The sequence below is a fragment of the Pseudomonas sp. MDT1-85 genome, from assembly GCF_054898065.1.
This window is the reverse complement of the sequence record NZ_CM142715.1, coordinates 1669007-1695954: the sequence shown is the minus strand read 5'-3', so window position 1 is coordinate 1695954 and position 26948 is coordinate 1669007. Positions and strand designations below refer to the sequence as shown.

Here is a 26948-nt window from a genome sequence, read left to right as displayed (position 1 = left end):
ACTCGCTAAAAAATCTGAAACCTACCCTCAGGTCGCATCCGCATGGCTGACCATGCCCTTGATCACCACCGCCGTGGTCGCCAACGCAGCTGGAATCACCAGCGCTGTCAGCACTTGCTCGAAATTCCAGCCCAGGCCCAGCAACGTTGCGCCCATCCACGCACCGAGGATCGCGCCGAAGCGGCCAATCCCGAGCATCCACGACACACCGGTCGCCCGCCCTTGAGTCGGGTAAAAACGCGCCGCCAGCGACGGCATCGCCGATTGCGCGCCGTTGACGCACATCCCGGCCACCAATACCAAGGTCGCCAGCAATGTGATGTTGCCCAGGCTCTGCCCTACCGCGTAGGCAAACACCCCGGCGAACAAGTAGAAAATGCCGATGACCTTGTGCGGATTGAACCGGTCCATCGCCCAGCCCACACCCACTGCGCTCAATACCCCACCGAACTGGAACAGCGCACCGATGAACGCCGCCTGCTCCATGCTCGCGCCGCTGTCGCGCATCAGCGTCGGCAGCCAACTGGTCAGCAGGTAAACGATCACCAGGCCCATGAAGTACGTCAGCCACAGCAACAACGTGCCGGTGCTGTAAGTACCGGAGAAAATCACCGCAAATACATTACGGGCCTTCACGGTTTTCTGTTCCGGCACGCTGAAGCTCGAAGCCTGAGCCACCACCGTCGGGTCGATCGGCGCCAAGGCCTTGCGCACTTTGTCCGTACCGCGATTGCGCACCACCAGATAGCGCGCCGATTCCGGCAACCAGAACAGCAAGACGACGACGAGGATCAGAGGCAGGATTCCGCCGATCATCAACAGACTGTGCCAGCCGAAGGCCGGGATCAGTTTGGCCGAGATGAATCCGCCACCGGCCATGCCGAGGTTGAAGCCGCAGAACATGCTGGTCACCAGCAGGGATTTCTTGCGCTCCGGGGTGTATTCGGACAATAGCGTGGTGGCGTTCGGCATGCCGGCGCCCAGGCCCAGGCCGGTGAGGAAACGCAGCACCAGCAGCTGATCGACGTTGGTGCTATAGGCCGACGCCAAGCTGAAAGCCCCGAACACCAACACCGCGCCCACCAGTACGACTTTTCGCCCGAAGCGGTCCGCCAACGGGCCAGACCCCAACGCGCCGAAGACCATGCCTATCAGCGCCGCACTCATCACCGGGCCAAGACTGGCGCGATCGATGCCCCAGTCCTGGGACAGTGCAGGCGCGATAAAACCCATGGCCGCGGTGTCGAGGCCATCGAGGAAAACAATCAGGAAACATAGAATCACCACCCGCCATTGGTAGCGCGAAATGGGTTGAGCGTTGATGAAGGACTGCACGTCAAGGCAGTTTCCTACAGCAGACTGAGGCTGGTTCATTATTTTTATTCCACGCAAAGAACGCAGTCGAACAGGTGTCAGCCGTGGGCTGACGCTGCCGCGACATTAATGATCCAAGGGAAAGAGCGTCAATTCGATAAACGCGACTCTGTGCGTTTATCGAACAGCTTAGGCGAAGAGTTGCGCGCTCAGGTCACGACTGGCGCTTAGCAGACCGGGCAGGAAACGTTGCTCCAGCTCGCTGCGACTGACCCGGCCGGCGTGGGTGCTGACGTTTAACGCCGCTACTACTTGCCCGGAAGCGTCGTACACTGGAACGGCAATCGAGCGCAGGCCCTGCTCCAGTTCCTGATCCACGATGCACCAGCCTTGTTGCCGTACCTCTTGCAGGCATTCGAGCAATGCCTCGGGGGTATGCAGCGTGCGACTGGTCTTGGCTTGCAGCTCTGCATGGTCGAGGTATTCGCGCAGTGACGTGTCGTCCAGCGCGGCGAGAAGAATCCTGCCCATGGACGTGCAATAGGCCGGCAGTCGCCCGCCCACCGAGAGGTCGACGGAAATCAGCCGCTGGGTGGTCGCCGAGCGCGCAATGTACAAAATGTCATCGCCCTCCAGCGTGGCCATGTTGCAGGCCTCATGCAGTTGCTCACTCATGCGGTCCAGGTACGGCTGGGCAGAAACCGCCAATGGCGTCGACGACAAGTAGGCATGGCCCAGGGTCAGTACTTTGGGCAGCAGCGAATAGGTGCGCCCGTCGGTGGTGGCGTAGCCGAGTTTGATCAAGGTATGTAGGCAACGTCGCACAGCGGCGCGGGGAATTTCCGTGCGATGGCTGATCTGCGCAATCGTCAGGTGCCGCTTGCGCTCCTGAAACGCTTGCACCACCGCCAGACCACGGGCCAGGGAGGTCATGAAATCCGGGTCACCGGTCAGGGCCTGGATTCGCTTGGCGGGCGAGGCAACGATCGGCGGTGCCACTGAAGCGAAGGAATTGCGCATTTGATCGTTCATATCAGTTGTTTCCCACACGGATCAGCGACTATTACAAGCGGCTCCCGGTCTGACACACAAGCCACCGGCCACCAAGATTGGGCGATTATCGAACCGCCAGCCGATAATCGCAATCGGTGGTTGCTTATGGTGAGTCATACTGCTTTCACTCCTCATGCAATACGATTGTTATTTTCGGTCACGGTTTAAAGAAGCACGGATGTACTAATTCGTTCGGCTTAATGGCGCCAGAAAGTCACCGCTGTCATTGGCATCGCTGGCAGGTAGTTACCGGTAAAAGTTTGCGAGTAACAAAACAATCACACACGAGGAACTACTTTTAACTCTCAAGAGATAGTGTTCTTCGGATCGACCGCTATAATACATCTCAGTGGCGACCGGTTTTTTACGTGCCGATTCCGCCTACCGGCAGCGCAATATCCATTGCCGCTGTCCGCAGCAAGCGCCTGACGCTCATTTCATATGCTCCGCCAACGCGCTCGCTGAAACAGGAGACTGATGCTACGTCAGCTTTTTCTCTGGTGCCGTGGCCGCCTGCAACAAGGACGTATTGATTGCGCCGAGGGAACAATGCCGTGTCCGGCATTGTCCTTTCAACGAGCGTGGTCAATAAATCGATGCAGCGCGTTTCACCAGAATTAATCTCAACTCAATCAGGTAGCACTGTGACGAAAGACGAACTGCGCGCGGAACTTGAGCGCCAGGAACAACGTTACAAGGAAGTTTACGGCGGGGAAGTCACCACCTACGCCGCTCAGCCCGAACCCGAACGCAAACCCTGGCGTAAACGCGCCACCGTTCAGGATCAGGCCTTCTCCCAGGAATTGCAGAAGATGGAAAAGGAACTCAAAGCCGAAGAGCCATGACCGCCTCGGTTTGAATTCTTTCAAGAGCCTGCATCTACACCTGTTAAAAGCGGGTTGTATGGATGATGCTTTTCGTGCCCGCTACAAGCGGGCAGCGGTCTCCTCATCCATTGGATGAGGCAAATGGCTCCTGTCTGACCCTCTTCCAAGAAATTTCACACACACGTTCAAGCTTCTCGCTTCGCCGGGAGAACCCCTTGTGGCTACGGCCTGTGCAAGTAAATTCAATGACTTGTAAAACCCCGAAAAAACCTGGGGCTTGGGGGATTGCCACAAATTAATTCGTTGAAGAATGTTACCGATGAGCAGCAAGTGCATTGATTAGCAGTCTTTTCTGGCATAATCGCGCCCCCTTACGACCGGGTCAGAAAACCTTCATGATCGATTTATTCAGCGGACTGGATGCTTGGGTGCTTGTGAGCCTCTTGCTCGCCCTGGCCTTTGTCCTTGCCTTCGAGTTCATCAACGGCTTTCATGACACCGCAAACGCGGTGGCCACTGTTATCTACACCAAAGCCATGCCGCCTCATCTGGCGGTGTTCTTTTCCGGTGTGTTCAACTTCCTCGGCGTGCTGCTGGGCGGTGTGGGCGTGGCGTATGCCATCGTCCATTTGCTGCCGGTGGAACTGCTGATCAATGTGAACACCGGTCACGGACTGGCCATGGTGTTCTCATTGCTCGCCGCCGCCATCACCTGGAACCTGGGCACCTGGTACTTCGGTATCCCCGCCTCCAGCTCCCACACGCTGATCGGTTCGATCCTCGGTGTCGGCCTGGCCAACGCCTTGATCAACGACATTCCGTTGGCCGATGGCGTGAACTGGCAGAAGGCGATCGATATCGGTGCCTCCCTGGTGTTCTCGCCGATGGCTGGCTTCCTGATCGCAGCCCTGGTGCTGATCGGCCTTAAATGGTGGCGTCCGCTGTCCAAGATGCACAAGACACCGGAACAGCGCCGCAAGATCGACGACAAGAAACACCCGCCGTTCTGGAACCGTCTGGTGCTGGTGATTTCGGCGATGGCAGTCAGCTTCGTGCACGGCTCGAACGATGGCCAGAAAGGTATCGGCCTGATCATGCTGGTGCTGATAGGTATTGTGCCGGCGCAGTTCGTTCTCGACCTGAACAGCACCACCTACCAGATCGAGCGGACTCGCGATGCGACCCTGCACCTGAGCCAGTTCTACCAGCGCAATGCCGATACGCTGGGCGAATACCTGGCCCTGGGCAAAAGCGTGAAAGGCGATCTGCCAGAGAAATTCCGTTGCAACCCGCAACAGACCGAACCGACCATCGCCGCCCTGCTCGGCACCCTCAAGGGTGTAGCCGACTACCACTCGCTGCCGTCGGAAAGCCGCATCGAAGTGCGTCGTTACCTGCTCTGCCTGGACGACACGGCGAAGAAAGTCAGCAAACTGCCTGGCCTCGCTGCCCGTGAAAAGGCTGACCTGGTCAAGCTGCGCAAGGACCTGACCACTACCACCGAATATGCCCCGTTCTGGGTGATTCTGGCGGTCGCGCTGGCCCTCGGCCTGGGTACCATGGTCGGTTGGAAACGCGTAGTACTGACCATCGGCGAGAAAATCGGCAAGCAAGGCATGACCTACGCCCAAGGCATGTCGGCGCAAATCACCACCGCGTGCATGATCGGCGCGGCGAACATCTTCAGCCTGCCGGTTTCCACCACCCACGTCCTGTCTTCAGGCGTGGCCGGCACCATGGTCGCCAACAAAAGCGGCCTGCAAGGCGGCACCGTCAGAACCATCCTGCTGGCCTGGGTCCTGACCCTGCCAGCCACTGTGACCCTGTCGGCCGGCCTGTTCTGGCTGGCGTCGAAGGCACTGGGTAGCTGATACATCGCTACTGAAAAAGGCGCGTTCCGTAAGGTTCGCGCCTTTTTTATTGCCCGCAGATCATTCCCACGCTCTGCGCCGCAGAGCGTGGGAACGATCGGATCGAGTAGGAGGCGGATTTACATCCGCCGTCCTCTCACACCACCGTACATACGGTTCCGTATACGGCGGTTCAGGTTACACGGCTAAGCCGGTTTATCGTATCCAGTATCGAGATCAGCCCGAGTCGGTCCCACAGCTTCTTCGGCAGCGCCTGATTCATATGAGGCGCTCCCGAGTTCCACCATGGGCCTCGGCCATTGACTGCCGATTTACACGCCCGCGCCTCATTAAGTCCCAAGCGTATCAAGTTGCGCGCCCTCGTAGAGGGCCGCTTCCATTGACGCCAGACGACGCAGCGAAGCTTGTGACGCACCCAGCCGTCCAGTTCCTCAAGTGGCCGTTTGCTTTGGCTCAGTTTGAAGTAGCCCGCCCAACCACGCAGCACGGGGTTTATCCGCTCGATGATATTCGCCATCTTGTGGCCCCGCGCTTTACGTAGCAGCTCTCTGAGTCGGTCGCGCAAGCGACCTAGACTCATCGTCGCCACTCTCAGCTTCGGTTGCTGATGCCAGCTCATCCCGTAACCCAAGTAATCACACTTCCAAGACCTCGCAACTCGGCTCTTGTCCCGGTTCAGCGTCAGTTTCAGGCGCTGATTCAGGAAGCGCTCAACACTCCTCATCACTCGTTCGCCAGCACGAGGGCTGCGCACATAGATGTTCGCATCGTCGGCATAACGCACAAAGCGATGACCCCGTCGTTCCAGCTCGCGGTCGAGTTCGTTGAGCAGGATGTTCGACAGCAACGGCGAGAGCGGGCCGCCTTGCGGCGTCCCTTCCTGCCGTCGGCTGGCGATACCGCCTGACATCGTTCCCGCTTCGAGGTAACGATGGATCAGCTTGAGCACCCGCTTGTCTTCGATTTGGCGCGCCAGATAAGCCATCAGGATGTCGTGATTAACCCGATCAAAGAACTTCTCAAGATCGAGTTCCACGCACCAGCGATGCCCTGCCGCCACATGGGCGCGGGCTTTCTCGATGGCTTGGTGGGCGCTTCTGCCCGGTCGGAAGCCGTAGCTATAGTCCGAGAATAGCGGGTCGAAGATCGGCGTGAGCTGTTGCAGCAATGCCTGTTGGATCAGGCGATCCACAACGCTGGGAATACCCAGCTGCCGGGTGCCGCCTTTGGGTTTGGGGATGTCGACGGCGCGTACACCTTGCGGGTGGTACTCGCCGGCCAGCAACCTCTTCTGGAGGGTCGGCCAATACTGTTTCACATAGTCCGCCAACTGGTCGACCGTCATGCCATCGGCACCCGGCGCGCCCTTGTTGCTGACTACGCGATGATACGCACGTCTGAGGTTGGCGGGTGCAAGCACCCGCGCCATCAGCGTGTCCGGCTCCGCGTTCGTCCACGTCACAGACGCCGTCGATACCTTTGCGCTATCAGCCGTCATCCTCGGATTCTGTCCGGGACTCGGAGTAACAGTCTTCTCTGGGAGAAATTTCTGCATCTCGGTATTCAACGAGACTCTGACGCCTACTGGCGGCATAACCTGTTCGGCCCTTGGTGGCAGGGTTATTTGCCACTTACTACGGCCTCGGCTGACTTCTGCACGCTCATCCCGTCGCCTCTCGACGCGCGGTAGCACAGTGGCAAACGTGCAGATCTCCCAGGGTAATTCGCGCGACCTTCCTGCTTATGCCTGTCGGATCTACGTCACAGCGTTCCGTGCAAGTACTGGGCTTTGAAGATTTTGGCCTTCTTACCCCGCTGCGCCGCCTCTATCCGCTTCCTGTTCGTCAGGCCAGCATTTTGCCTCGGGCTTCCTTCAGATTCGCAGTCACCCGCGACACCCTTGCCTCTGGCTAACACTTCCCCTTGCCGGGTGTGTAGAGGACTTTCACCTCCAAGTCACCAGCGTGGCCACCACAGCCCAGCTGGTTGCGCTTGCGCGCAACGCGCCATGCCTGGCGCACCAAAAAAAAGGGCGACCGAAGTCGCCCAAAATGCCTTGCGTGCTCATTGCTCCAGAAAGACCCTACGGTTTTTTCCGCTTATGCGAATCCTTCCAGATAAAAAATCCAAACCCTGCAAAAAACAGAACCATGAGGCCGACTGTCAGCACTCCGGCGATCACCACGTTGTCGAAAAACATGACTGGCCTCCTGCACTTGCCCTGTTGCGATGGGGCTAAGTTAACCAATCGGGCAGGAGAGAAAATTGACCGGGATCAATGCCGCCCGAGACGAGCGTAGATGGAAGGGAAATAACTGACCTGCATCAACCGATGCAGGGTGTTTCAACGCTTTTTCGGTTTGTTCTTAGCCTTTTTCTTCGCTTTGCCCAACGGCATCGCCTGCTCGAACGCCTGGCGTACTTCGTTCAGGCGCTTTTCATTTAGGTCGTGAACCCGCTTGGCGCGTTCAGAGTTGAGGTCGATCAGCTTGTCATCTTGGCTCATGGCGTTCAGTGCATCGCTTGGAAATGAATTCAACTGCCGGTTAAAGGCGACAGGATTACGCCAATAATGCGGTCTGGCGCGGGCGCTGACCAGTGATCCGACACTTCAGATTTCAATATCGACCCACAATCCCTGACGTGGCTGATCTTCCATCAACGGCACCACCGGTACGGTGTTGTCGGCATTGAGCTCATTACCGGGAATCGCCAGGTGTTCTTCAGGATCTTCATCGGCCTCACGACGGCGGCGCTCCTGCTCTTGTTTGCGACGCTGTTCCTCGCGCAGCAGCAGGCCCGCCTCTTCCGGGTCGCGTTTTTGCAGGTCGATGGTGCTCTCGTTGGAGCTTTCCTGCACCGGCACCACGGGCGGAATATCCGGGCGCTGGCGAATCGGGTCCTGCTGTGAAGTGATCGGCACGGCGCTCAAGGGGAGCATCGGTGGCAGCATATTATTAGTCTCCTGTCAGCAGGCTGTCGGCTGCGGGAATGGCGACTTGAGCCATCGGTCGCAAACTTGTGACCCGCCGGGCACCGCAGGAGCTGGCGCAGCCTGCGATCTTTTGATCTTCATCTCCCGAAAAGTTCGCATCCGCCATCAGCGCACGCATGTAATCCTTTGGTCCTGAAGGCTCATTCCGTTAAGATAGCCCGCTTTTTCAAGGTGGGAGTCAGGCAGCATGGCGCAGCAGTATCAACCGGGGCAACGCTGGATCAGTGACAGCGAAGCCGAGCTGGGTTTGGGCACCGTTCTGGCACAGGACGGCCGCTTGTTGACCGTGCTCTATCCGGCCACTGGCGACACTCGCCAGTACGCGCTACGGAATGCGCCCCTCACCCGCGTGCGGTTTTCGCCGGGTGACAGCATCACTCACTTCGAAGGCTGGAAACTGACCGTACAAGAAGTCGACGATGTCGATGGCCTGCTGGTCTACCACGGCCTCAACGCGCAGAACGAAGTGGTCACCCTGCCGGAAACCCAACTGTCGAACTTCATTCAATTCCGTCTGGCCAGCGACCGTCTGTTCGCCGGCCAGATCGATCCGCTGGCCTGGTTCTCCCTGCGTTATCACACCCTGGAACACACCAGCCGCCAGTTGCAGTCCTCCCTTTGGGGCTTGGGCGGCGTGAGGGCGCAACCGATCGCGCACCAGCTGCACATTGCCCGTGAAGTCGCTGACCGCATCGCGCCACGCGTTTTGCTGGCAGACGAAGTGGGCTTGGGCAAGACCATCGAAGCCGGTCTGGTGATCCATCGCCAACTGCTCTCGGGCCGCGCCAGTCGCGTGTTGATCCTGGTGCCGGAAAACCTCCAGCACCAATGGCTGGTGGAGATGCGCCGCCGCTTCAACTTGCAAGTTGCGCTGTTCGACGAAGAACGCTTCATCGAAAGCGATGCCGCCAACCCGTTCGAAGACACCCAGCTTGCACTGGTTGCGCTCGAATGGCTGGTTGACGACGAAAAAGCCCAGGACGCACTGTTCGCGGCCGGCTGGGATTTGCTGGTGGTCGACGAAGCGCACCACCTGGTGTGGCACGAAGATCAGGTCAGCCCTCAGTACTCGCTGGTGGAGCAACTCGCCGAAGTCATTCCCGGCGTATTGCTGCTGACCGCGACCCCGGAGCAACTGGGTCAGGACAGCCACTTCGCGCGTCTGCGCCTGCTCGATCCGAACCGTTTTCATGACCTGCACGCCTTCCGCGCCGAGAGCGAAAATTATCGCCCGGTGGCCGAAGCCGTTCAGGAGCTGCTGGACAAAGGGCGCCTGTCGCCTGAAGCGCACAAGACCATCCACGGTTTCCTCGGCAACGAAGGCGAAGCGCTACTGAGCGCCGTCAACGATGGCGATATCGAAGCCAGCGCCCGTCTGGTCCGCGAACTGCTGGACCGTCATGGCACCGGCCGCGTGCTGTTCCGTAACACCCGCGCCGCCGTGCAGGGTTTCCCGGAGCGCAAACTGCACCCGTACCCGCTGCCGTGCCCGGCCGAATACCTCGAACTGCCATTGGGCGATCACGCCGAGCTGTACCCGGAAGTCAGCTTCCAGGCCCAGCCGGACGCCAATGAAGAAGAGCGCTGGTGGAAATTCGACCCGCGCGTCGAGTGGCTGATCGACACGCTGAAGATGCTCAAGCGCACCAAAGTGTTGGTGATCTGCGCCCACGCCGAAACCGCCATGGACCTGGAAGACGCCTTGCGCGTACGTTCCGGCATTCCGGCCACGGTCTTCCACGAAGGCATGAACATCCTCGAGCGCGACCGCGCCGCCGCCTACTTCGCTGATGAAGAATTCGGCGCTCAAGTGCTGATCTGCTCGGAAATCGGCAGTGAAGGTCGCAACTTCCAGTTCTCGCACCATCTGGTGCTGTTCGATCTGCCGTCGCACCCGGACCTGCTGGAGCAGCGCATTGGTCGTCTCGACCGGATCGGTCAGAAGCACATCATCGAACTGCACGTGCCGTACCTGGAAACCAGCCCGCAAGAGCGGCTGTACCAGTGGTATCACGAAGCGCTGAACGCGTTCCTCAATACCTGCCCGACCGGCAACGCCTTGCAGCATCAATTCGGCCCGCGCCTGCTGCCGCTGCTGGAAACCGCCGATGACGGCGAGTGGCAAGCGCTGATCGATGAAGCCCGCGCCGAGCGTGAGCGTCTGGAAGCCGAACTGCACTCCGGTCGCGACCGTTTGCTGGAACTCAATTCCGGCGGCGCTGGCGAAGGTGATGCGCTGGTTGAGGACATCCTCGAACAGGACGATCAGTTCGCCCTGCCGATCTACATGGAAACCCTGTTCGACGCCTTCGGCATCGACAGCGAAGACCATTCGGAAAACGCACTGATCCTCAAGCCAAGCGAAAAAATGCTCGACGCCAGTTTCCCGCTGGGCGACGACGAAGGCGTGACCATCACCTACGACCGCAACCAGGCGCTGTCTCGCGAAGACATGCAGTTCATCACCTGGGAACACCCGATGGTTCAGGGCGGCATGGACCTGGTCCTGTCCGGTTCGATGGGCAACACCGCCGTGGCGCTGATCAAGAACAAGGCGCTGAAACCGGGCACCGTGTTGCTGGAACTGCTCTACGTCAGCGAAGTGGTTGCCCCGCGTTCGCTGCAACTGGGCCGTTACCTGCCGCCGGCCGCCCTGCGCTGCCTGCTCGACGCCAACGGCAACGACCTGTCGACCCGGGTCTCGTTCGAAACCCTGAACGATCAACTGGAAAGCGTACCCCGCGCCAGCGCCAACAAGTTCATCCAGGCCCAGCGCGACCAGCTGACGCCACGGATCAACGCCGGCGAAGATAAAATCACCCCGCGTCACGCCGAGCGCGTCGCCGAGGCGCAACGTCGCCTGGCGGCGGATACAGACGAAGAACTGGCACGCCTGACCGCGTTGCAAGCGGTCAACCCGACCGTGCGCGACAGCGAACTGGTTGCCCTGCGCAAGCAACGTGAGCAAGGCCTGGCCATGCTCGACAAAGCGGCGCTGCGACTGGAAGCGATTCGGGTGTTGGTGGCGGGTTAAACCCTGCCCTGCCCCACAAAAACAAAAGGCCCGCAGCGATGCGGGCCTTTTTTTATCTGCTTGATTGTTGTGGTGTTGCTGATGGCCTCATCGCGAGCAGGCTCGCTCCCACAGGGGATCTGGTGTGGCCACACTATTAATGAACACCATTAATCAATGTGGGAGCGAGCCTGCTCGCGATGGCGATCATGCAGTCGCCGCAGAAATACCTGGCTCAACTACTGCCACCAACCCCTCCTTCATCCGCTTCGCATCCCTCACAAAACACCGCGAAGCCAAAAACAGAAACACCATGGTAAAGAACAACGCCACCGGGATCAGATACATCGCGTCATGCAAACCGACAGCCTTGAACGCTTCGGTCATCTGCTCGGCGCCGGCCGAGAGCATGGCCGAGTGCGCGAAGTGATCCGACAACCCCCCTACCACCACCGGCCCCAATCCCCCACCCAGCAAATACAACCCGGCAAAGAACAACGCCATCGCCGTGGCCCGCAGGCGCGGTTCGACCACGTCCTGGATCGCCGTGTACACGCAGGTATAGAAGTTGTAGGCGAACAACCAACCCAGGCTGAACACCGCGACAAATACCCCGATCTCAATGCGTCCGGCGTGCAGCGCCCAAGCCGTGCACACGGTCGAAATGATCAGGCTGAATGCCGCGAACAGCAGCCGCCCATTGGCCACGCGCTGGTGAATCTTGTCGGCGACCCAGCCGCCGAGCGTCAGGCCAAACAGCCCGGTCACCCCGACGATCACCCCGGTCGCCACTGCTGCGTCCTGCAACGGCATCAGGAAATAACGCTGCAGCATCGGCACCAGAAACGAGTTGCACGCATAGGTCGCGAAGTTGAAACACAACCCCGCCATTACCAGCCAGAGGAATGTCGGCACCGCCAGTACTCGACGGATCGGCCGGTCTACGCGCTCCTGAGACACTTGCACGCTTTCCGCCGCGCCGCGTTTCGGCTCCTTAATGAAGAACATGAAAACCGCCAGGATCAGCCCCGGCACTGCCGCGATGAAGAACGGCGCGCGCCAACTGTCGAACGCCTTGACCATCCAGCCGATGGTGAAAAACGCCAGCAGTAACCCCAGCGGCAGGCCAAGCATGAAAATGCCCATCGCCCGCGCCCGACGATGAGCCGGGAACAAATCGCCGATCAGCGAGTTGGCGGCCGGTGCATAACTGGCTTCACCGATGCCGATGCCCATGCGCACGATCAGGAAACTCCAGAAACTGCCTACCAGCCCGTTGACCGCAGTCAGCCCGCTCCATGTCGCCAGCCCCCAGCCCATCAACTTGCTGCGCGAACCGGTATCGGCCAATCGCCCCAAGGGCAGGCCGGCAATGGCGTAAACGATGGTGAATGCGGTGCCGATGATCCCCAGTTGAAAGTCACTGAGGTGCCATTCCATGCGGATCGGCTCGATGATGATCGCCGGGATGGTACGGTCGAAGAAGTTGAACAGGTTGGCCAGGAACAGCAGGAACAGAATGCGCCAGGCATTCGCCGCTTGGGTCGAGTTCTGCATGGGTCCGTCTCTTTATTGTTATTGGGGCTTCACTGCCAACGCATTCGAGCCCGGAACCGTCAATCTAGTCAGGCCCGCCAGCGCTGTCTGTAATTATTCGTAATCCTGATACCCCTTCATGGGCCACCCATGCGGGCCATGAAACAATTTATTTCCAATCGTTCTAAAGACCATGCCAAAAACATTGGCATTAATATGCCACCACCCCTTGCACTCCATGCAAGGCCTCTATACTGCAAGCATTCGCCAGCGTGCTTGGCGCAGGCCAGGATGATTCAGAGATGGGGCATGCTATGGAGTGGCTTGGTTTGCATTTCATGACCGGGCTACCGGAGGGCGGGCAGGTCATACTCGATTGCACCCATAACCCTTTTCTGGTGTTGCTGGCCTATCTGGTGGCCTGTGTGGCCGGCTTCGCCACGCTGGACATGACCGAGCGGGTCGGCCATGTGGAAAAATCCGCCTCCCAACGACTCTGGCGCTGGATCGGTGCCGGGTGCCTGGCGGGCGGTATCTGGGCCATGCATTTCATCAGCATGCTGGCTTTCCAGGCGCCGATCGAAATCCATTACCACCTGCCCACTACCCTGCTCTCGCTGTTGTTCGCCCTGACCGCCTCATGGCTGGCCATGCACACCCTCAGCCATCCTCAGCTAAATTTTTGGCAATACTTGCGGGCCGCGGTGTGGATCGGCCTGGGCATCGCAACCATGCATTACGTGGGCATGGCCGCCCTGCGCTCGAATGCGATGGCCTACTACCAACCCGTCCTGTTCGTGCTTTCCATTGTGATCGCGATCGGTGCCAGCCTGGCCGCCCTGTTGATTTCCAGTCACCTGCGCGATGGTGCAGGCATGTTTCATCAATTGCTCAAATACACCGCCAGCCTGGTGCTCGGGGCTGGCATCGTCAGCATGCATTTCACCGGCATGGCGGCGTTCAGCCTGGTGCTGCCCGCTGGCAGCCTTGAGCCATTGCCCAGCGACAACAATCACCTGCAACTGGGGCTGACGGTAGCAGTCATGACGCTGCTGATCATCGGCAGCGGCATCAGCGCTGCATGGGCGGACAAGAAGCTGCAACACAAAGAGCATGACCTGCAGCGGGTAAACGCCCTGCTCAGTCAACTGGATCAGGCACGCATGTCGCTGCAACAGGTGGCGCATTACGACCCCTTGACCAACCTGATCAACCGACGAGGCTTCAACCAGATCTTCGCCGAGAAACTCATCGAGAAAACCAACGAAGGCGGCATGCTGGCGGTGATGTTCCTCGACATCGACCACTTCAAGCGGATCAATGACAGCCTCGGCCATGACGCCGGTGACGAATTGCTCAAAGTTCTGGCCAGCCACATCAAGGCCGCGGTGCGCAGTCATGAAGACGTGGTGGCGCGTTTCGGAGGCGACGAATTCTGCATCCTCATCACCCTTTACGACCGTGAAGAAGCTCGGCAAATGGCCCAGCGCATCATGCTGAAAATGAAGGAACCCATCGAGTTGTCCGGACGGCGCATGGTCATGACCACCAGCATCGGCATCAGCCTGTTTCCCGAAGACGGCAAGACCAGTGAAGAACTGCTGAAAAATGCCGACCTGGCGTTGTATCAGTCCAAGGATTGCGGTCGTAACGCCTTGCATTTTTTCAGTTCAAACCTGAAAACCCGCGCCACCCTGGAGTTGCAACTCGAAGAGGAACTGCGCCACGCCCTGCGCGAAAACACCGGGTTGATGCTGTATTACCAACCGATCTATGGCCTGAGAACCGGCCAGGTCACCAAACTTGAAGCGCTGATTCGCTGGCAACACCCGGTTCATGGATTGCTCACGCCGGATCGTTTCATTGCCATTGCCGAAGCCAACGGCCTGATCGCCGAGCTGGACCATTGGGTGCTGCGCAAGGCCTGCGAGGACTTGAGCGAGTTGTCCCACCACGATTGCGAAGAACTCAAAATCGCGGTGAATTGCTCTCCCCTGAACCTGGCGCGAGAAGAACTGGCCGATGAAATCGAACACGCCCTGCACGCCTTCGGGGTGGCGCCACACCGGCTGGAACTGGAAGTGACCGAGAATGCACTGATGGGCAATATCACCAACACCTTGGTGTTGCTGCGGCAGATTCGCGCCCTCGGGGTCTCGTTGTCGATCGATGACTTCGGCACCGGTTATTCATCCCTGGCCTACCTCAGGCGCCTGCCATTAAACACGTTGAAGATCGACCGCTCGTTCATTCAGGACATCCCCAAGGCCACCCAGGACATGGAAATCGTCCAGGCCATTATCGTCATGGCCCATACCCTGCATTTGCAGGTCGTCACCGAAGGCGTCGAAACCTTCGAGCAATACGATTTTCTCGAACGCCATGGCTGCGATTTCGTTCAAGGCTACCTGCTCAGCCGTCCTGTGCCGCTGGCCGAGTTGCGCCCGGTGCTGGCGGAAATCAATCAGCGCAAGCACATGCACACCGTCAATCCTTTGAGTCTGGCTCGCGGTACAACTGCACTAGCGTCGACGGATCCTTTTCCAGAAACCCCTGGCCCCCATGGAGGCGCATCAGTTGTGCGGCCAATCCGCTGATCGGAGTGGCCGAACCCTGTTCGCGGGAAAATTTCACGGCGCTGTCCAAATCCTTGAGCAGCGTGCGTACGTGCCACTTCACCGGTTCGAAACGGCTGTCGGCCATTTGCGGCGCAAGAATCTGCAGCGGTTTTGAATCGGCGAAACCACCGGCCAGCGCCTCGGCGATCAGGCGGGCGTCGACCCCGGAACGCTCGGCCAAGGCCACCAGTCAGTTAAGCCGTAACCCGTAGCAGCTGCCGAGCCTGCGAGGCTGCTGCTACAAAAAGTACCTCGCGGCTGAAATTGCGTAACTGACTGCATCCCAGCGAAGGCAACGCTGCCATCATTTAGCCTCCTTTTGATTAAAGATCATCGAATATTGGCCGATTCATCATGCATAAGGAAAGGATTCCCCCGAGCGATGCACAGGCCAAGACCCTGACGCTTGGGCCACATTCGCGCTGCAAAAAGACGCGAGATCTCATTCCGTGATGACTCGATGACACTTGTCGTCGAGCCGACCAGTCCAGGTATATGGCGCACAATGACTTCTAAAAATAACCCGGCCACCGCGGTATCCGACCTGACCCTGAGCCCCGCGGCGAACAGCCCCTCATCGTCGAAGCCATTGACCCCATCGCGTCCGCTGGCGACTCAGCAATACCTGTACTTCACCGAAACCAATACCGACCGCATCCTCGATAACCTCGACGGCCTGCGCGATATGGTGTTCCCGCGCCCGCCTCATCTGGAAGGCGACAACGAACAGCACAGCGATCAGGAATTCCCTTCGGTGTGCCTGATCGGCCTGGGCCGTTGTGGTTCGAACATCGCGCTGGACGTGGCGGAGTTGGTGTACAACGCCCGCAAGTTCTACCTCAACGAATTCAACAACGAAGACCGTCTGTCACCGGAAAAACGCTACGCCGAAAAGGGCTACAGCCCGGCGCAGTGGATCCGTAACAACCTGCGCCTGGGGCCGAACAAGGCTACCAAACCGGTGTTTCTGGTCGAGCCGCTGGTAATGCTCGGCGATCTGGACAAAGACATCGCCGGTCGCATCCGCTTCTCGCGTAAGGGCGAAAAAAGCGGCTTTTTGCGCGACTACAGCAAAATGAAAATCATGGACTTGTCGGAAGTCCATGCCGGTGGCGCCGGTAACGCGCCGATCCTCGGCCAGTATCTGGCCAAGATCATCCTGAACAAGGACACCCAGCGGTTTTCCAGCCCCGACTGGAAGATGATTCACTCGTACCTGATCGACAGTTGCGGAATCAAGGCCAACCAGTCGCGCCTGTATTTCTCGATCTTCAGTGCCGGCGGCGGCACCGGTTCGGGCATGGCCTCGGAGTTCGGCCTGGCTCAGCAGCACTCGTACATGAACAAGACGTTCGACACCAAGCCGATGGACGAGCACGACAGCAAGAGCGGTCATTCCTTCGTCTTCGAGCCGATCTTCACCAGCGGCATTTGCGTACTGCCGAACATTTCCGATCACCGCAGCGAAATGTCCGAGGCACTGCACATCAACGCCGGTCGCCTGCTGTGTAAATACCTGTCGGAAGAGTGGGACTTCTCCTACAACTTCGCCAATGAAGACAGCAGCGAAGCCAGCGTCATGGGCCGTATTCGCCCATGGAACGCGATGATGCTGATCTCCAACGACATCATGCGTTATGCCGAAGAAAGTGATGACGGCAACATCCAGAACATTGATGTCAATGCCATGGAAAAACACGCCAACCAGTACATCTCACAGCAGATCTTCAACATTCTGACAGCGCAGGCGGTGACCACCGACTACGACCAGAACTATTTCCGTCGCGCCGGCATCGACATCGGCGAAACCATTCGTCTGGACGCCAACGACCTGTTCATGAGCCTGGCCGGCCCGGTGGCAATTGCCTACGCCGAGTCCGTGGTGCCGGAAACCCCGCCACCGAGCAGCGACAAGTTCAAAGTGTTCGAGAAAGAGCCGCAGCGCCTGAACATCGATGACCTGTTCTTCCGCTCCATCGACCTGCCGCACTTCAACAAGGTTACCCAGGCGATCGAAGGCATCAGCCTGTTGCCGATCGAGTCCAAGCGCTATCGCGCCTCGCTTGAGCAGTACAAGAATTCGGGCTATGACGCGGCCGCGTTGCACGACCTGCACTTCTTCAAGAATTGCTCGTCGGTGGTGTCGATTGTTTCGCTGCCCAAAGACTACAAGCTGTCCTACATGGACCTGAACCGGTTGAAGACCCACCTCAACAGCCTGTTCCCCAACACCACGCTCAAACGTTATGCGCTGGTGATCGGCGCCTCGGCCAACTTGTCGCTGACCACCCTCATCGCCAAGAGCCCATGCCTGTCGGACGACTTCCTGACGCTGATCGTGGCCTTCATCAAACGCTGCTTTGCGAAAAACCCGTACCGCTTCGACGAGACGCTGGACAACTCGATCCTGGACTTCATCATTAATGAAGACTTCGACGAAGACCGCATCGATGAGCTGCTCAACGAATTCGAAAACCCGGCGAAAATCCTCGATACCAACTGGTACGCGATCAAACCGATGTACGAGAAGAAGTACCGCGAGCTGATCAATGACAAGGACAAGTTCGTCTCGATCAATGACATTCGTTTGTCTCGGGATTGCGTGAAGAAGTCGATCAAGTATCTGCGCGAGATTTATCGTCACCGGATTGGCAAGACCAAGGTTATTTCGCTTAATAACCATACGGGTAAGACCGCTTAATTAGCGGCGCGCCCAATCGCGAGCAGGCTCGCTCCCACAGGGGACCGCGTTCTTTCAGGAGGAATGCAATCACATTGTGGGAGCGAGCCTGCTCGCGATGGCGGCATAAAACTCACCACAAATCCCAATATCCAGAAACAATTAAGCAGCCCATCGGCTGCTCAATAAACTGTTCCCGTTACGTTTACGTCACCCTCGCCAAGACCCTTCTGTGGCCTTTCTCTACGGCAACATGCCATCACGCTACTCGGCTACACACTTTTAACCGACAAAGCCGCGCACCAAATAAGTGCGAACACTCAGCTCGTCGCCCTTTCCTGGATCAGAATCCACGGCGAAACCACCACGGCCCAAAGCTCCGGATCACGTTCGAAAAGATCCAGCGCCCGCGTTTCAGACAGCTTGGCGAGCCTGTCGGCGGCCAGCCAGGCAGCGACTTTCTCGCCTTCATCGGTTGCCACTGCTTCTGCCGCAGCGATCAAATCCAGGCCTGGATCGACCCACAATAGGGCACCCTTGGCGAAGAACGGCTCCAACTCTTTCCAGGTAATAGATGCAGTCTCACCAAGCAGCTTGGCATAGAGGGTGCTAGGTTCTTGAGTCATGGGCTTCTGTCCGCAAAGAAAATCGACGTGAATGATAACGTCGGTATTGCGCCAGAAAAACCCGGAGGCAATTGCGTTACCGATTGAAAAACGCAGGAAAGCCAAGGAATGCTGCTGAACAGAGTATTAGCCAGCTAACATCCCTCCGTGATTCTGTCTTTTTCTTTCAATAAAGCGACACCCTCAGGTTTTGCCCCCCAGCGCCGCCTTCCCAGGCTAACAATCGGCGCTCTACACTGTACCGGTACAGTTGCCGGGGGCATTTTCCGGAGGATATCAACGATATCTGACCCGGTTCTGCTGCTACGGCGCCAGGACTATAAAAACTACAACAGTAAGAGTGGAGCACTATGACTAAGGCTACTAAGCAGATTTCAAAACTGTTTGCCGCTATGGTTCTGGCCGGGGTTGCCAGCCATTCGTTCGCCGCTGACATCAAGATCGGCATCGCCGGCCCTAAAACCGGCCCTGTAGCCCAATACGGCGACATGCAGTTCAGTGGCGCCAAAATGGCCATCGAGCAAATCAACGCCAAGGGCGGCGTCGACGGCAAGAAGCTCGTCGCTGTTGAATACGATGATGCCTGCGATCCAAAACAAGCGGTTGCTGTCGCGAACAAAGTCGTCAACGACGGCGTCAAGTTCGTGGTCGGCCACCTGTGTTCCAGCTCCACTCAACCGGCGTCCGACATCTACGAAGACGAAGGCGTGATCATGATCACTCCGGCTGCCACCAGCCCGGACATCACCACTCGCGGCTACAAAATGATTTTCCGCACCATCGGCCTGGACAGCGCCCAGGGCCCTGCAGCCGGTAACTACATCGCAGACCACGTCAAACCGAAAATCGTTGCTGTGCTGCACGACAAACAGCAATACGGTGAAGGCATCGCCAGCGCCGTGAAGAAAACCCTCGAAGCCAAAGGCGTCAAGGTTGCCGTGTTCGAAGGCATCAACGCTGGCGACAAAGACTTCTCTTCGATGGTCTCCAAGCTCAAGCAAGCCAACGTCGACTTCGTCTACTACGGCGGCTACCACCCAGAGCTGGGTCTGATCCTGCGTCAATCCCAGGAAAAAGGCCTGAAAGCCAAGTTCATGGGTCCGGAAGGCGTGGGTAACGACTCCATTTCGCAGATCGCCAAGGAAGCTTCCGAAGGCCTGCTGGTGACCCTGCCGAAATCCTTCGACCAGGATCCGGCCAACATCGCCCTGGCTGACGCGTTCAAAGCCAAGAAAGAAGACCCGAGCGGTCCGTTCGTGTTCCCGGCCTACTCGGCTGTGCAAGTCATCGCCGAAGGCATCAAGGCCGCCAAGAGCGAAGACACCACCAAAGTGGCTGAAGAAATCCACAAAGGTACGTTCAAGACCCCGACCGGCGACCTGTCTTTCGACGAAAAGGGCGACCTGAAGGACTTCAAATTCGTGGTTTACCAGTGGCACTTCGGCAAACCTAAAACTGAAGTTTCGCCTCAGTAAGGCCTTGGCCTGACTGACTGCCAATAAAGCCCACGGCGTGCCGTGGGCTTTGTTTTACGAACGTATTGGGCCGCGCTGGCGTGATCCGCCAGTCTCCCCACCTGAAAATCTCAAAACCGTCATCAGCGGTTCGCTGGCAAACCTCGAATTCGAAGTGGATGCAGATCCACGGGGCTCGAGCGGGAAAATGACTCCACCAGTGAAATGCGTATCAGGTTTTTAGGAGCGCTGTAATGCCTGACATCTATCACTTCTTCCAACAGCTGGTTAACGGTCTGACCGTTGGCAGCACGTATGCCCTGATCGCCATCGGCTATACGATGGTTTACGGCATCATTGGAATGATCAACTTCGCCCACGGCGAGGTGTACATGATTGGCTCTTACGTGGCGTTTATCGCTATCGCCGGGCTGGCCATGATGGGACTCGACAGTGTCCCGCTCTTGATGACCGCGGCTTTCATCGCGACCATCGTCGTTACCAGTGCCTACGGTTACAGCATCGAACGGATCGCCTACCGCCCCCTGCGCGGCAGCAACCGTCTGATCCCGCTGATCTCCGCCATCGGCATGTCGATCTTCCTGCAGAACACGGTTCTGCTGGCGCAAGACTCCAAGGACAAATCCATCTCCAACCTGATCCCTGGCAACTTCGCCATCGGGCCAGGTGGCGCACATGAAGTGCTGATTTCCTACATGCAAATCGTGGTGTTCGTGGTGACCCTGGTCGCCATGCTCGGCCTGACGCTGTTCATCTCCCGTTCTCGCCTGGGTCGCGCCTGCCGCGCCTGTGCCGAAGACATCAAGATGGCCAACCTCTTGGGTATCAACACCAACAACATCATCGCCCTGACCTTCGTCATCGGTGCCGCACTGGCGGCCATCGCGGCCGTGCTGCTGAGCATGCAATACGGCGTGATCAACCCGAACGCCGGTTTCCTCGTTGGCCTCAAGGCCTTCACCGCCGCTGTCTTGGGCGGTATCGGCAGCATCCCCGGCGCGATGCTCGGCGGGCTGGTGCTTGGGGTGGCGGAAGCCTTTGGTGCCGATATCTTCGGCGACCAGTACAAGGATGTCGTGGCGTTCGGTCTATTGGTTCTGGTGTTGTTGTTCCGGCCAACCGGCCTGTTGGGCCGTCCGGAGGTTGAGAAAGTATGACTAGGAATCTTAAACAGGCGTTGTTCAGCGCCTTGCTGGTGTGGGCTGTTGCCTACCCGGTACTCGGTCTGAAACTGACCATTGTCGGCATCAACCTCGAAGTCCATGGCACCAGCACTGCAACGCTGATCACCATCGCCGTGTGCTCGGTGCTGATGTTCTTGCGGGTGCTGTTCGACCAGCAGATCAGCTCGGCCTGGAAGTCCTCGCCCAACCTGCCGGTGATGCCGGCCAAGGCCAGTACCTTCCTGACCCTGCCGACCACCCAGCGCTGGATCATCATCGCGTTAGTCGTGGGAGCACTGGTCTGGCCGTTCTTCGGCTCTCGCGGGGCGGTGGACATCGCCACCCTGGTGCTGATCTACGTGATGCTCGGCCTGGGCCTGAACATCGTGGTCGGCCTGGCCGGCCTGCTCGACCTCGGTTACGTCGGCTTCTACGCCGTGGGCGCCTACAGCTACGCGCTGCTGTCGCACTACTACGGCCTGAGCTTCTGGATCTGCCTGCCGATTGCCGGGATGATGGCGGCCACGTTTGGCTTCCTGCTCGGTTTCCCGGTGCTGCGTTTGCGCGGTGATTACCTTGCGATCGTGACCCTGGGTTTCGGTGAAATCATCCGTCTGTTCCTGCGTAACCTGACCGACCTCACCGGCGGCCCGAACGGCATCAGTAACATCGAGAAACCAACGTTCTTCGGCCTGACCTTCGAACGCAAAGCCGCCGAAGGCCTGCAGACATTCCACGAGTACTTCGGCCTGGCATACAACTCGATCAACAAGGTGATCTTCCTTTACCTGGTGGCGTTGTTCCTGGCGTTGTTCGCGTTGTTCGTCATCAACCGCTTGCTGCGCATGCCCCTGGGCCGTGCCTGGGAAGCGCTGCGTGAAGACGAAATCGCCTGCCGTGCGCTGGGTCTCAATCCTACAGTCATCAAGCTGTCGGCCTTCACCCTCGGTGCTGCGTTCGCCGGTTTCGCCGGTAGCTTCTTCGCCGCGCGCCAAGGCCTGGTGACACCGGAGTCCTTCACCTTCATCGAATCGGCGACCATCCTCGCCATCGTGGTGCTGGGCGGCATGGGCTCGCAACTGGGCGTCGTACTCGCCGCCACGGTGATGATCCTGTTGCCGGAAATGATGCGTGAGTTCAGTGAATACCGCATGTTGATGTTCGGCGCCTTGATGGTGCTGATGATGATCTGGCGTCCTCAAGGTCTGCTGCCGATGCAACGCCCCGAACTTAAATTAAGACCGGAGCTGCGCAAATGAGCCGTGAGATCCTTAAAGTAGACAACTTGAGCATGCGCTTCGGCGGCTTGCTGGCGGTCAACGGCGTAGCCCTGAGCGTCAAAGAAAAACAGGTGGTGGCCCTGATCGGCCCGAACGGCGCCGGCAAGACCACCGTGTTCAACTGCCTGACCGGTTTCTACAAACCGAGCGGCGGCAGCATCCTGCTGGACGGCGAGCCGATCGAAGGCCTGCCCGGCCACAAAATCGCCCTCAAAGGCGTGGTGCGGACCTTCCAGAACGTACGGCTGTTCAAGGACATGACCGCGGTCGAGAACCTCTTGATCGCCCAGCACCGTCACCTGAACACCAACTTCCTGGCCGGTCTGTTCAAGACGCCGGGCTTTCGCAAAAGCGAACGCGAAGCCATGGAGTTCGCCGAGTACTGGCTGGACAAGGTCAATCTCAAGGCGTTTGCCAACCGTCCGGCGGGCACCTTGGCCTATGGTCAGCAACGTCGTCTGGAAATCGCTCGCTGCATGATGACCCGTCCGCGGATCCTGATGCTCGACGAACCGGCCGCCGGCCTGAACCCGAAGGAAACCGAAGACCTCAAAGCGCTGATCAGCATGCTGCGTGAAGAGCACAACGTCACCGTGCTGTTGATCGAACACGACATGAAACTGGTCATGAGCATTTCCGACCACATCGTCGTGATCAACCAGGGCACGCCCCTGGCCGATGGCACGCCGGAACAGATCCGCGACAATCCTGAAGTGATCAAAGCCTACCTGGGGGAAGCGTAAATGCTGCAGTTCGAAAACGTTTCCACCTTCTACGGCAAGATCCAGGCGCTGCACAGCGTCAACGTCGAAGTCCGCCAGGGCGAGATCGTGACCCTGATCGGCGCCAACGGTGCCGGCAAGTCGACCCTGCTGATGACCCTCTGCGGTTCGCCGCAAGCCCACAGCGGCAGCATCCGCTACATGGGTGAAGAGCTCGTCGGCCAGGACTCGTCGCAGATCATGCGTAAAAGCATTGCCGTGGTTCCGGAAGGTCGTCGGGTGTTTGCCCGTCTGACCGTGGAAGAGAACCTCGCCATGGGCGGATTCTTCACCGACAAGGGCGATTATCAGGAACAGATGGATAAGGTCCTCGGACTTTTCCCACGCCTGAAAGAACGCTTCGCCCAACGCGGCGGCACCATGTCTGGCGGCGAACAGCAAATGCTCGCCATCGGCCGTGCGCTGATGAGCAAGCCCAAGCTGTTGCTGCTCGACGAGCCATCGTTGGGCCTGGCACCGATCATCATCCAGCAGATCTTCGACATCATCGAACAACTGCGCAAGGACGGTGTGACGGTGTTTCTGGTGGAGCAAAACGCCAACCAGGCACTGAAAATCGCTGACCGTGCCTACGTGCTGGAAAATGGCCGGGTGGTGATGACAGGCACCGGGGAAGCGCTGTTGACCGACCCGAAAGTGCGCGAAGCGTACCTCGGTGGTTAAGCTTTGGCGGTAAACAAAAAACGGCCTTCGGGCCGTTTTTTTGTGCCTGCCACAAACCTCACAACAATGAAAATCCCCTGTGGGAGCGAGCCTGCTCGCGATGGCAATTTCACATTCAACCGAGATATTGACTGACTTACCGCAATCGCGAGCAGGCTCGCTCCCACAGGGTTTTGGGGTGTTTGGGAGAGCGTGTTTAATCCGTGTCAGCGTTACTTCCTGCAAGCTACACAACCTTGCGCCGTTGCCTACGACTACGCCAGAATCCGCCGGCTTGTGCGCTTTGGGCCTGGCCTCTATCGTTTCCCTGCCACTGCCCATCAGTGGTCGGGTTTAGTCGCCCGTTGTTGCCCCGGATCGCATAAGTACCAAAAAGTCAGGTATCCCATCCCTGCACTTAATGGTGGCTGTGTGCAGGGCGCCCTCGGGCGCGCCGATATCTGGGGTTCTCAATCGGTCGACTAACCTGCGCACAGCCGCCACCTTTCGTTTAGTCGCGAGCGGGTTGTAGCCTCATATAGAGAGACCCCGTAAATGTTCAAGATCACACCCAATCCCCCGGAAACCGAAGACGTTTCCCCGAACGAATCCATTGATTCGAAAAAGCTCCACGACGCGGTTGAACGCGCGCTGGCTCATTACCTCAACCTCCCCAAAGAACCCGATGCTGCCCGTAAACCAAGCAGAATGTTCATCGTCGCCCCCGACATGGATACGGAAAGCCTGCTGGCCCACGCCTGTGAATCCATGGCCTCGGCGAGTGTCATGGCCAGTGACTTCGCGGCCCTGCTGGAAGGGTCGCAGCGCAATACGATGCTCGCGCTGCAGCAGGTCATCATGCTGGGCGAACTGGCAGTGAACCGGGCGCGGGATAACATCGACCCACAAAACGTCTGACGTAACCGCTCCTACAGGGTGTGCGTTTCAGCGATGGCAGTTTTTGGGGTGTTGTACTTGGCCGCCTCAATGGAAACCGCGTTGGCTGAGGTGCAACACCATCAGAATCAGTATTGGTCGAAAGTCCAGAATCTCAATTACGAGAGGTTTGTTTTCCGGGGGTTATCCTGCACTTTCGTTGACGAAGCAATGAAGGATGTCGTATCCATGCCGATGAACGATCCTATCTACGATTCCATCGATTACACGCACTCCCATCGTTTGGGGGTGGCTGGGTCTGCGGTACAACTCCGCGCGTATGCCTGGCAATTACTGCGATCTGGAACGGTCAGATCACTGCTTTAAGACGTGGAATTAGCGAAATCTGAGCCAGCAGTCGACCGCTTTGCCAGCCAGCCATTCGTCGGATTACAGGGCAACCCTGTAATTTCTGACAGTAGCCAACCTGCTTGTCACGGGTGTGAAATAGCACCCAGACGGCCAACTCTCCCGGGCCTTTTCCACAAGGACGGCTTCTCATGGCGCACAACCTATCCGACCCAGGCGTGCTGGTGCTTTGGCCTTTGAAGTTTGCAGGTGGCATCTCTCCGGTCATCAGTGATCCTGTCCCGCCGCCTGGCGTGCCGGTCGAGGGGCTGCCACATTCCGCTTTTACCGTTGTTGTCCAGAAGGATGGCAGTCGAGAGGGCACGACACCGGCTCGAATCGACCCACTTCTGGAGCAATATGAAGCCATCACGCTCTATATGAAGACCCATGTCGATCCACCCTTGCTGATTGAGCGCAAGGTGTCGACTGACCCGAATGCGCCCCTCATATTCAATGTTGCCCAGTCGTTGTTCCTCGAAGGCCTGAACATTTTCTACTATGTGGTCGAGCGGGCCAGCGGTAACACTAAGCCATCGACGCCGTCATGGGCGCTCTACAACCACAACCTGCCCGGCGGCAATGATATTCCCGGCAACGGTGACCACCCTTTCCTGACGCTCAGCCTGCCGGCTGAACTTGGCAGCCCGCCGCAGATTGGCAAGGACGAAGCCGCCAGCGGTGTTCCCCTCACGGTGGATTATCCCTACGGACAGCCCTACGACAAGATTCTGCTGACGCTCAACGGCGTGCGCTTCCCCTTCACGCTGCAACCCGCAGAGCAAAACAAGCCGTATGTGATCACCTTGACCCAAGCCATGTTCGAGCGCGCGGGTAACAACGCCAGATTTGACATCCGCTACACCGTGATCTCCCAGGTGAACAATCCCACCGACAAAAGACGCGAGTCGAGCGCCATTACGGCCGACGTCAATCTGGATCGCCTCACGCTGGATGCGCCGATTTTGCGGGAAGATCCGGACGACACCAGCGATGATCCGGGCATCATTGATCGCGACAAGCTCAAGGGCCGCCCCTTATTGGTGGTGGTTGTGCCGCGAACACCGCCCTTTCAGGCAGGGGACACGGTCAAAGGTGTCATGACCATAACCCCACCCGGCAGTGAGCTCCCGCTGACAGGCACTATCGAGAGCGACGGGTTTGGGCAGTTGAAGCCCTGCATCATGGAAGTGGCGAATGATCAGATCATCACCGACAGTGAGGTGCGAGCGTTTGTTGAGTTGGTGCGGGGCGGCCAGGTGATTGGGCATTCGAAAGACGCGGTAGCGCAGGTGATTGGCTCGGATGAGTTGCCAGGGGAAGGCGAGATCGCGGCGCCTGCCTTCCCGGTCCTCAACGAAAATTCAGCTATTGGCCTGAACGAACTCATCTCGGGGCCGGAAGGTCTGCACAACCCGATACGGATTACCCTGGATTACATCCATGCCGCAGTGGGGGACCTCATCGAGCTGTTCTTTGTCGGTTACGACGCGCTGAACACCGGCGGCAACCTGGTACCGGGGGCCGCCTATAACCCGCAACCGCCATACACCCTGGTGCAGGCGGACCTCTCCCGCGGCTACTACGAGTTCCGGGTACCGGCCAGGCATCACTTTGCCGTGTGCAGCCACGGCCGCGTGGAAGCGCACGTCATTGTCAGCAACGCGGCCGGCTCCACCACCTCGTACAAGAAACCGGTGAACTGCGACGTGAAGAAGCCGGGCGACACCGACTGCCCCGGTCAGCTTCTAAGGCAAACAGGCGTGACCCTTTAACGAACCCGGGCGGT

20 protein-coding genes and 2 pseudogenes are annotated in these 26948 nt (G+C 58.4%); 13 read left to right on the top strand and 9 right to left on the bottom strand.

Annotated elements, in window-relative coordinates:
• Positions 1 to 27: 27 nt before the first annotated feature.
• A complete protein-coding gene (locus ACYZT2_RS07590; protein ID WP_461971312.1) occupies positions 28 to 1374 on the bottom strand; it encodes an aromatic acid/H+ symport family MFS transporter in 1347 nt (448 codons plus the stop codon).
• A gap of 129 nt (positions 1375 to 1503) precedes the next feature.
• The gene (pcaR, locus tag ACYZT2_RS07585) at positions 1504 to 2346 is read right to left on the bottom strand and encodes a pca regulon transcriptional regulator PcaR (protein WP_007903845.1); all 843 of its coding nucleotides are present in this window, start codon (positions 2344 to 2346) and stop codon (positions 1504 to 1506) included.
• 665 nt (positions 2347 to 3011) lie between these two features.
• Here pcaR and ACYZT2_RS07580 point away from each other — a divergent pair.
• Both ACYZT2_RS07580 and ACYZT2_RS07575 read left to right on the top strand, forming a co-directional pair.
• Complete coding sequence (locus ACYZT2_RS07580) at positions 3012 to 3212, top strand: hypothetical protein (protein WP_007903846.1); 201 nt, start codon at positions 3012 to 3014, stop codon at positions 3210 to 3212.
• 377 nt (positions 3213 to 3589) lie between these two features.
• Complete coding sequence (locus tag ACYZT2_RS07575) at positions 3590 to 5065, top strand: inorganic phosphate transporter (protein WP_461971311.1); 1476 nt, start codon at positions 3590 to 3592, stop codon at positions 5063 to 5065.
• A gap of 172 nt (positions 5066 to 5237) precedes the next feature.
• Here ACYZT2_RS07575 and ltrA read toward each other — a convergent pair whose 3' ends face one another.
• The 4 genes from ltrA to ACYZT2_RS07555 all read right to left on the bottom strand — a co-directional run bounded on the left by ltrA (position 5238) and on the right by ACYZT2_RS07555 (position 8018).
• Positions 5238 to 6659, bottom strand: a complete 1422-nt coding sequence (ltrA, locus tag ACYZT2_RS07570) for a group II intron reverse transcriptase/maturase (protein ID WP_461968590.1) — start codon at positions 6657 to 6659, stop codon at positions 5238 to 5240.
• Positions 6660 to 7148: 489 nt separating this feature from the next.
• Positions 7149 to 7265 carry a cytochrome c oxidase subunit CcoM gene (ccoM, locus tag ACYZT2_RS07565; protein WP_007906619.1) on the bottom strand — a complete coding sequence of 39 codons (117 nt, stop codon included), beginning with the start codon at positions 7263 to 7265 and terminating at the stop codon, positions 7149 to 7151.
• A 144-nt stretch (positions 7266 to 7409) separates the two neighbouring features.
• On the bottom strand, positions 7410 to 7571 hold the full coding sequence (locus ACYZT2_RS07560) for a hypothetical protein (protein WP_461971310.1): 162 nt from the start codon (positions 7569 to 7571) through the stop codon (positions 7410 to 7412).
• A gap of 105 nt (positions 7572 to 7676) precedes the next feature.
• On the bottom strand, positions 7677 to 8018 hold the full coding sequence (locus ACYZT2_RS07555; RefSeq protein WP_461971309.1) for an aspartate-semialdehyde dehydrogenase: 342 nt from the start codon (positions 8016 to 8018) through the stop codon (positions 7677 to 7679).
• Positions 8019 to 8247: 229 nt separating this feature from the next.
• Here ACYZT2_RS07555 and rapA point away from each other — a divergent pair, with 229 nt between their 5' ends.
• The gene (rapA, locus tag ACYZT2_RS07550) at positions 8248 to 11094 is read left to right on the top strand and encodes an RNA polymerase-associated protein RapA (RefSeq protein ID WP_461971308.1); all 2847 of its coding nucleotides are present in this window, start codon (positions 8248 to 8250) and stop codon (positions 11092 to 11094) included.
• A 186-nt stretch (positions 11095 to 11280) separates the two neighbouring features.
• Here the strand turns inward: rapA and ACYZT2_RS07545 are convergent, their stop codons facing one another.
• On the bottom strand, positions 11281 to 12630 hold the full coding sequence (locus ACYZT2_RS07545) for a spinster family MFS transporter (RefSeq protein WP_461971307.1): 1350 nt from the start codon (positions 12628 to 12630) through the stop codon (positions 11281 to 11283).
• A gap of 293 nt (positions 12631 to 12923) precedes the next feature.
• Here ACYZT2_RS07545 and ACYZT2_RS07540 point away from each other — a divergent pair, with 293 nt between their 5' ends.
• Positions 12924 to 15206, top strand: a complete 2283-nt coding sequence (locus ACYZT2_RS07540) for a putative bifunctional diguanylate cyclase/phosphodiesterase (protein WP_461973019.1) — start codon at positions 12924 to 12926, stop codon at positions 15204 to 15206.
• On the opposite strand, the pseudogene ACYZT2_RS07535 reads toward ACYZT2_RS07540, so the two are convergent.
• Positions 15097 to 15417, bottom strand: a pseudogene (locus ACYZT2_RS07535) (NAD-binding protein); the annotation flags it as partial. The gene ACYZT2_RS07540 and the pseudogene ACYZT2_RS07535 overlap by 110 nt on opposite strands.
• Before the next feature lie 315 nt (positions 15418 to 15732).
• Between ACYZT2_RS07535 and ACYZT2_RS07530 the strand changes: the two are divergent.
• The gene (locus tag ACYZT2_RS07530; RefSeq protein ID WP_461971306.1) at positions 15733 to 17928 is read left to right on the top strand and encodes a hypothetical protein; all 2196 of its coding nucleotides are present in this window, start codon (positions 15733 to 15735) and stop codon (positions 17926 to 17928) included.
• A 299-nt stretch (positions 17929 to 18227) separates the two neighbouring features.
• Here ACYZT2_RS07530 and ACYZT2_RS07525 read toward each other — a convergent pair whose 3' ends face one another.
• The gene (locus ACYZT2_RS07525) at positions 18228 to 18533 is read right to left on the bottom strand and encodes a DUF2288 domain-containing protein (protein WP_461973017.1); all 306 of its coding nucleotides are present in this window, start codon (positions 18531 to 18533) and stop codon (positions 18228 to 18230) included.
• Positions 18534 to 18883: 350 nt separating this feature from the next.
• Here ACYZT2_RS07525 and ACYZT2_RS07520 point away from each other — a divergent pair, with 350 nt between their 5' ends.
• The 8 genes and pseudogenes from ACYZT2_RS07520 to ACYZT2_RS07485 all read left to right on the top strand — a co-directional run bounded on the left by ACYZT2_RS07520 (position 18884) and on the right by ACYZT2_RS07485 (position 26934).
• A complete protein-coding gene (locus ACYZT2_RS07520; protein WP_461971305.1) occupies positions 18884 to 20008 on the top strand; it encodes a branched-chain amino acid ABC transporter substrate-binding protein in 1125 nt (374 codons plus the stop codon).
• 233 nt (positions 20009 to 20241) lie between these two features.
• On the top strand, positions 20242 to 21165 hold the full coding sequence (gene livH / locus ACYZT2_RS07515; protein ID WP_030128345.1) for a high-affinity branched-chain amino acid ABC transporter permease LivH: 924 nt from the start codon (positions 20242 to 20244) through the stop codon (positions 21163 to 21165).
• Positions 21162 to 22430 carry a high-affinity branched-chain amino acid ABC transporter permease LivM gene (locus tag ACYZT2_RS07510; RefSeq protein WP_461971304.1) on the top strand — a complete coding sequence of 423 codons (1269 nt, stop codon included), beginning with the start codon at positions 21162 to 21164 and terminating at the stop codon, positions 22428 to 22430. Before livH ends, ACYZT2_RS07510 begins: the two co-directional genes overlap by 4 nt.
• Complete coding sequence (gene livG / locus ACYZT2_RS07505) at positions 22427 to 23194, top strand: high-affinity branched-chain amino acid ABC transporter ATP-binding protein LivG (protein ID WP_048393925.1); 768 nt, start codon at positions 22427 to 22429, stop codon at positions 23192 to 23194. Before ACYZT2_RS07510 ends, livG begins: the two co-directional genes overlap by 4 nt.
• Positions 23195 to 23896 carry an ABC transporter ATP-binding protein gene (locus ACYZT2_RS07500; RefSeq protein WP_030128348.1) on the top strand — a complete coding sequence of 234 codons (702 nt, stop codon included), beginning with the start codon at positions 23195 to 23197 and terminating at the stop codon, positions 23894 to 23896.
• Positions 23897 to 24430: 534 nt separating this feature from the next.
• Entirely contained in the window at positions 24431 to 24793 is a 363-nt protein-coding gene (locus ACYZT2_RS07495; protein ID WP_461971303.1) for a DUF6124 family protein, read from the top strand.
• A 17-nt stretch (positions 24794 to 24810) separates the two neighbouring features.
• Positions 24811 to 25109, top strand: a pseudogene (locus ACYZT2_RS07490) (RES family NAD+ phosphorylase); the annotation flags it as partial.
• A gap of 202 nt (positions 25110 to 25311) precedes the next feature.
• Entirely contained in the window at positions 25312 to 26934 is a 1623-nt protein-coding gene (locus tag ACYZT2_RS07485; RefSeq protein WP_461971302.1) for a hypothetical protein, read from the top strand.
• The last annotated feature ends 14 nt before the right edge of the window (positions 26935 to 26948 follow it).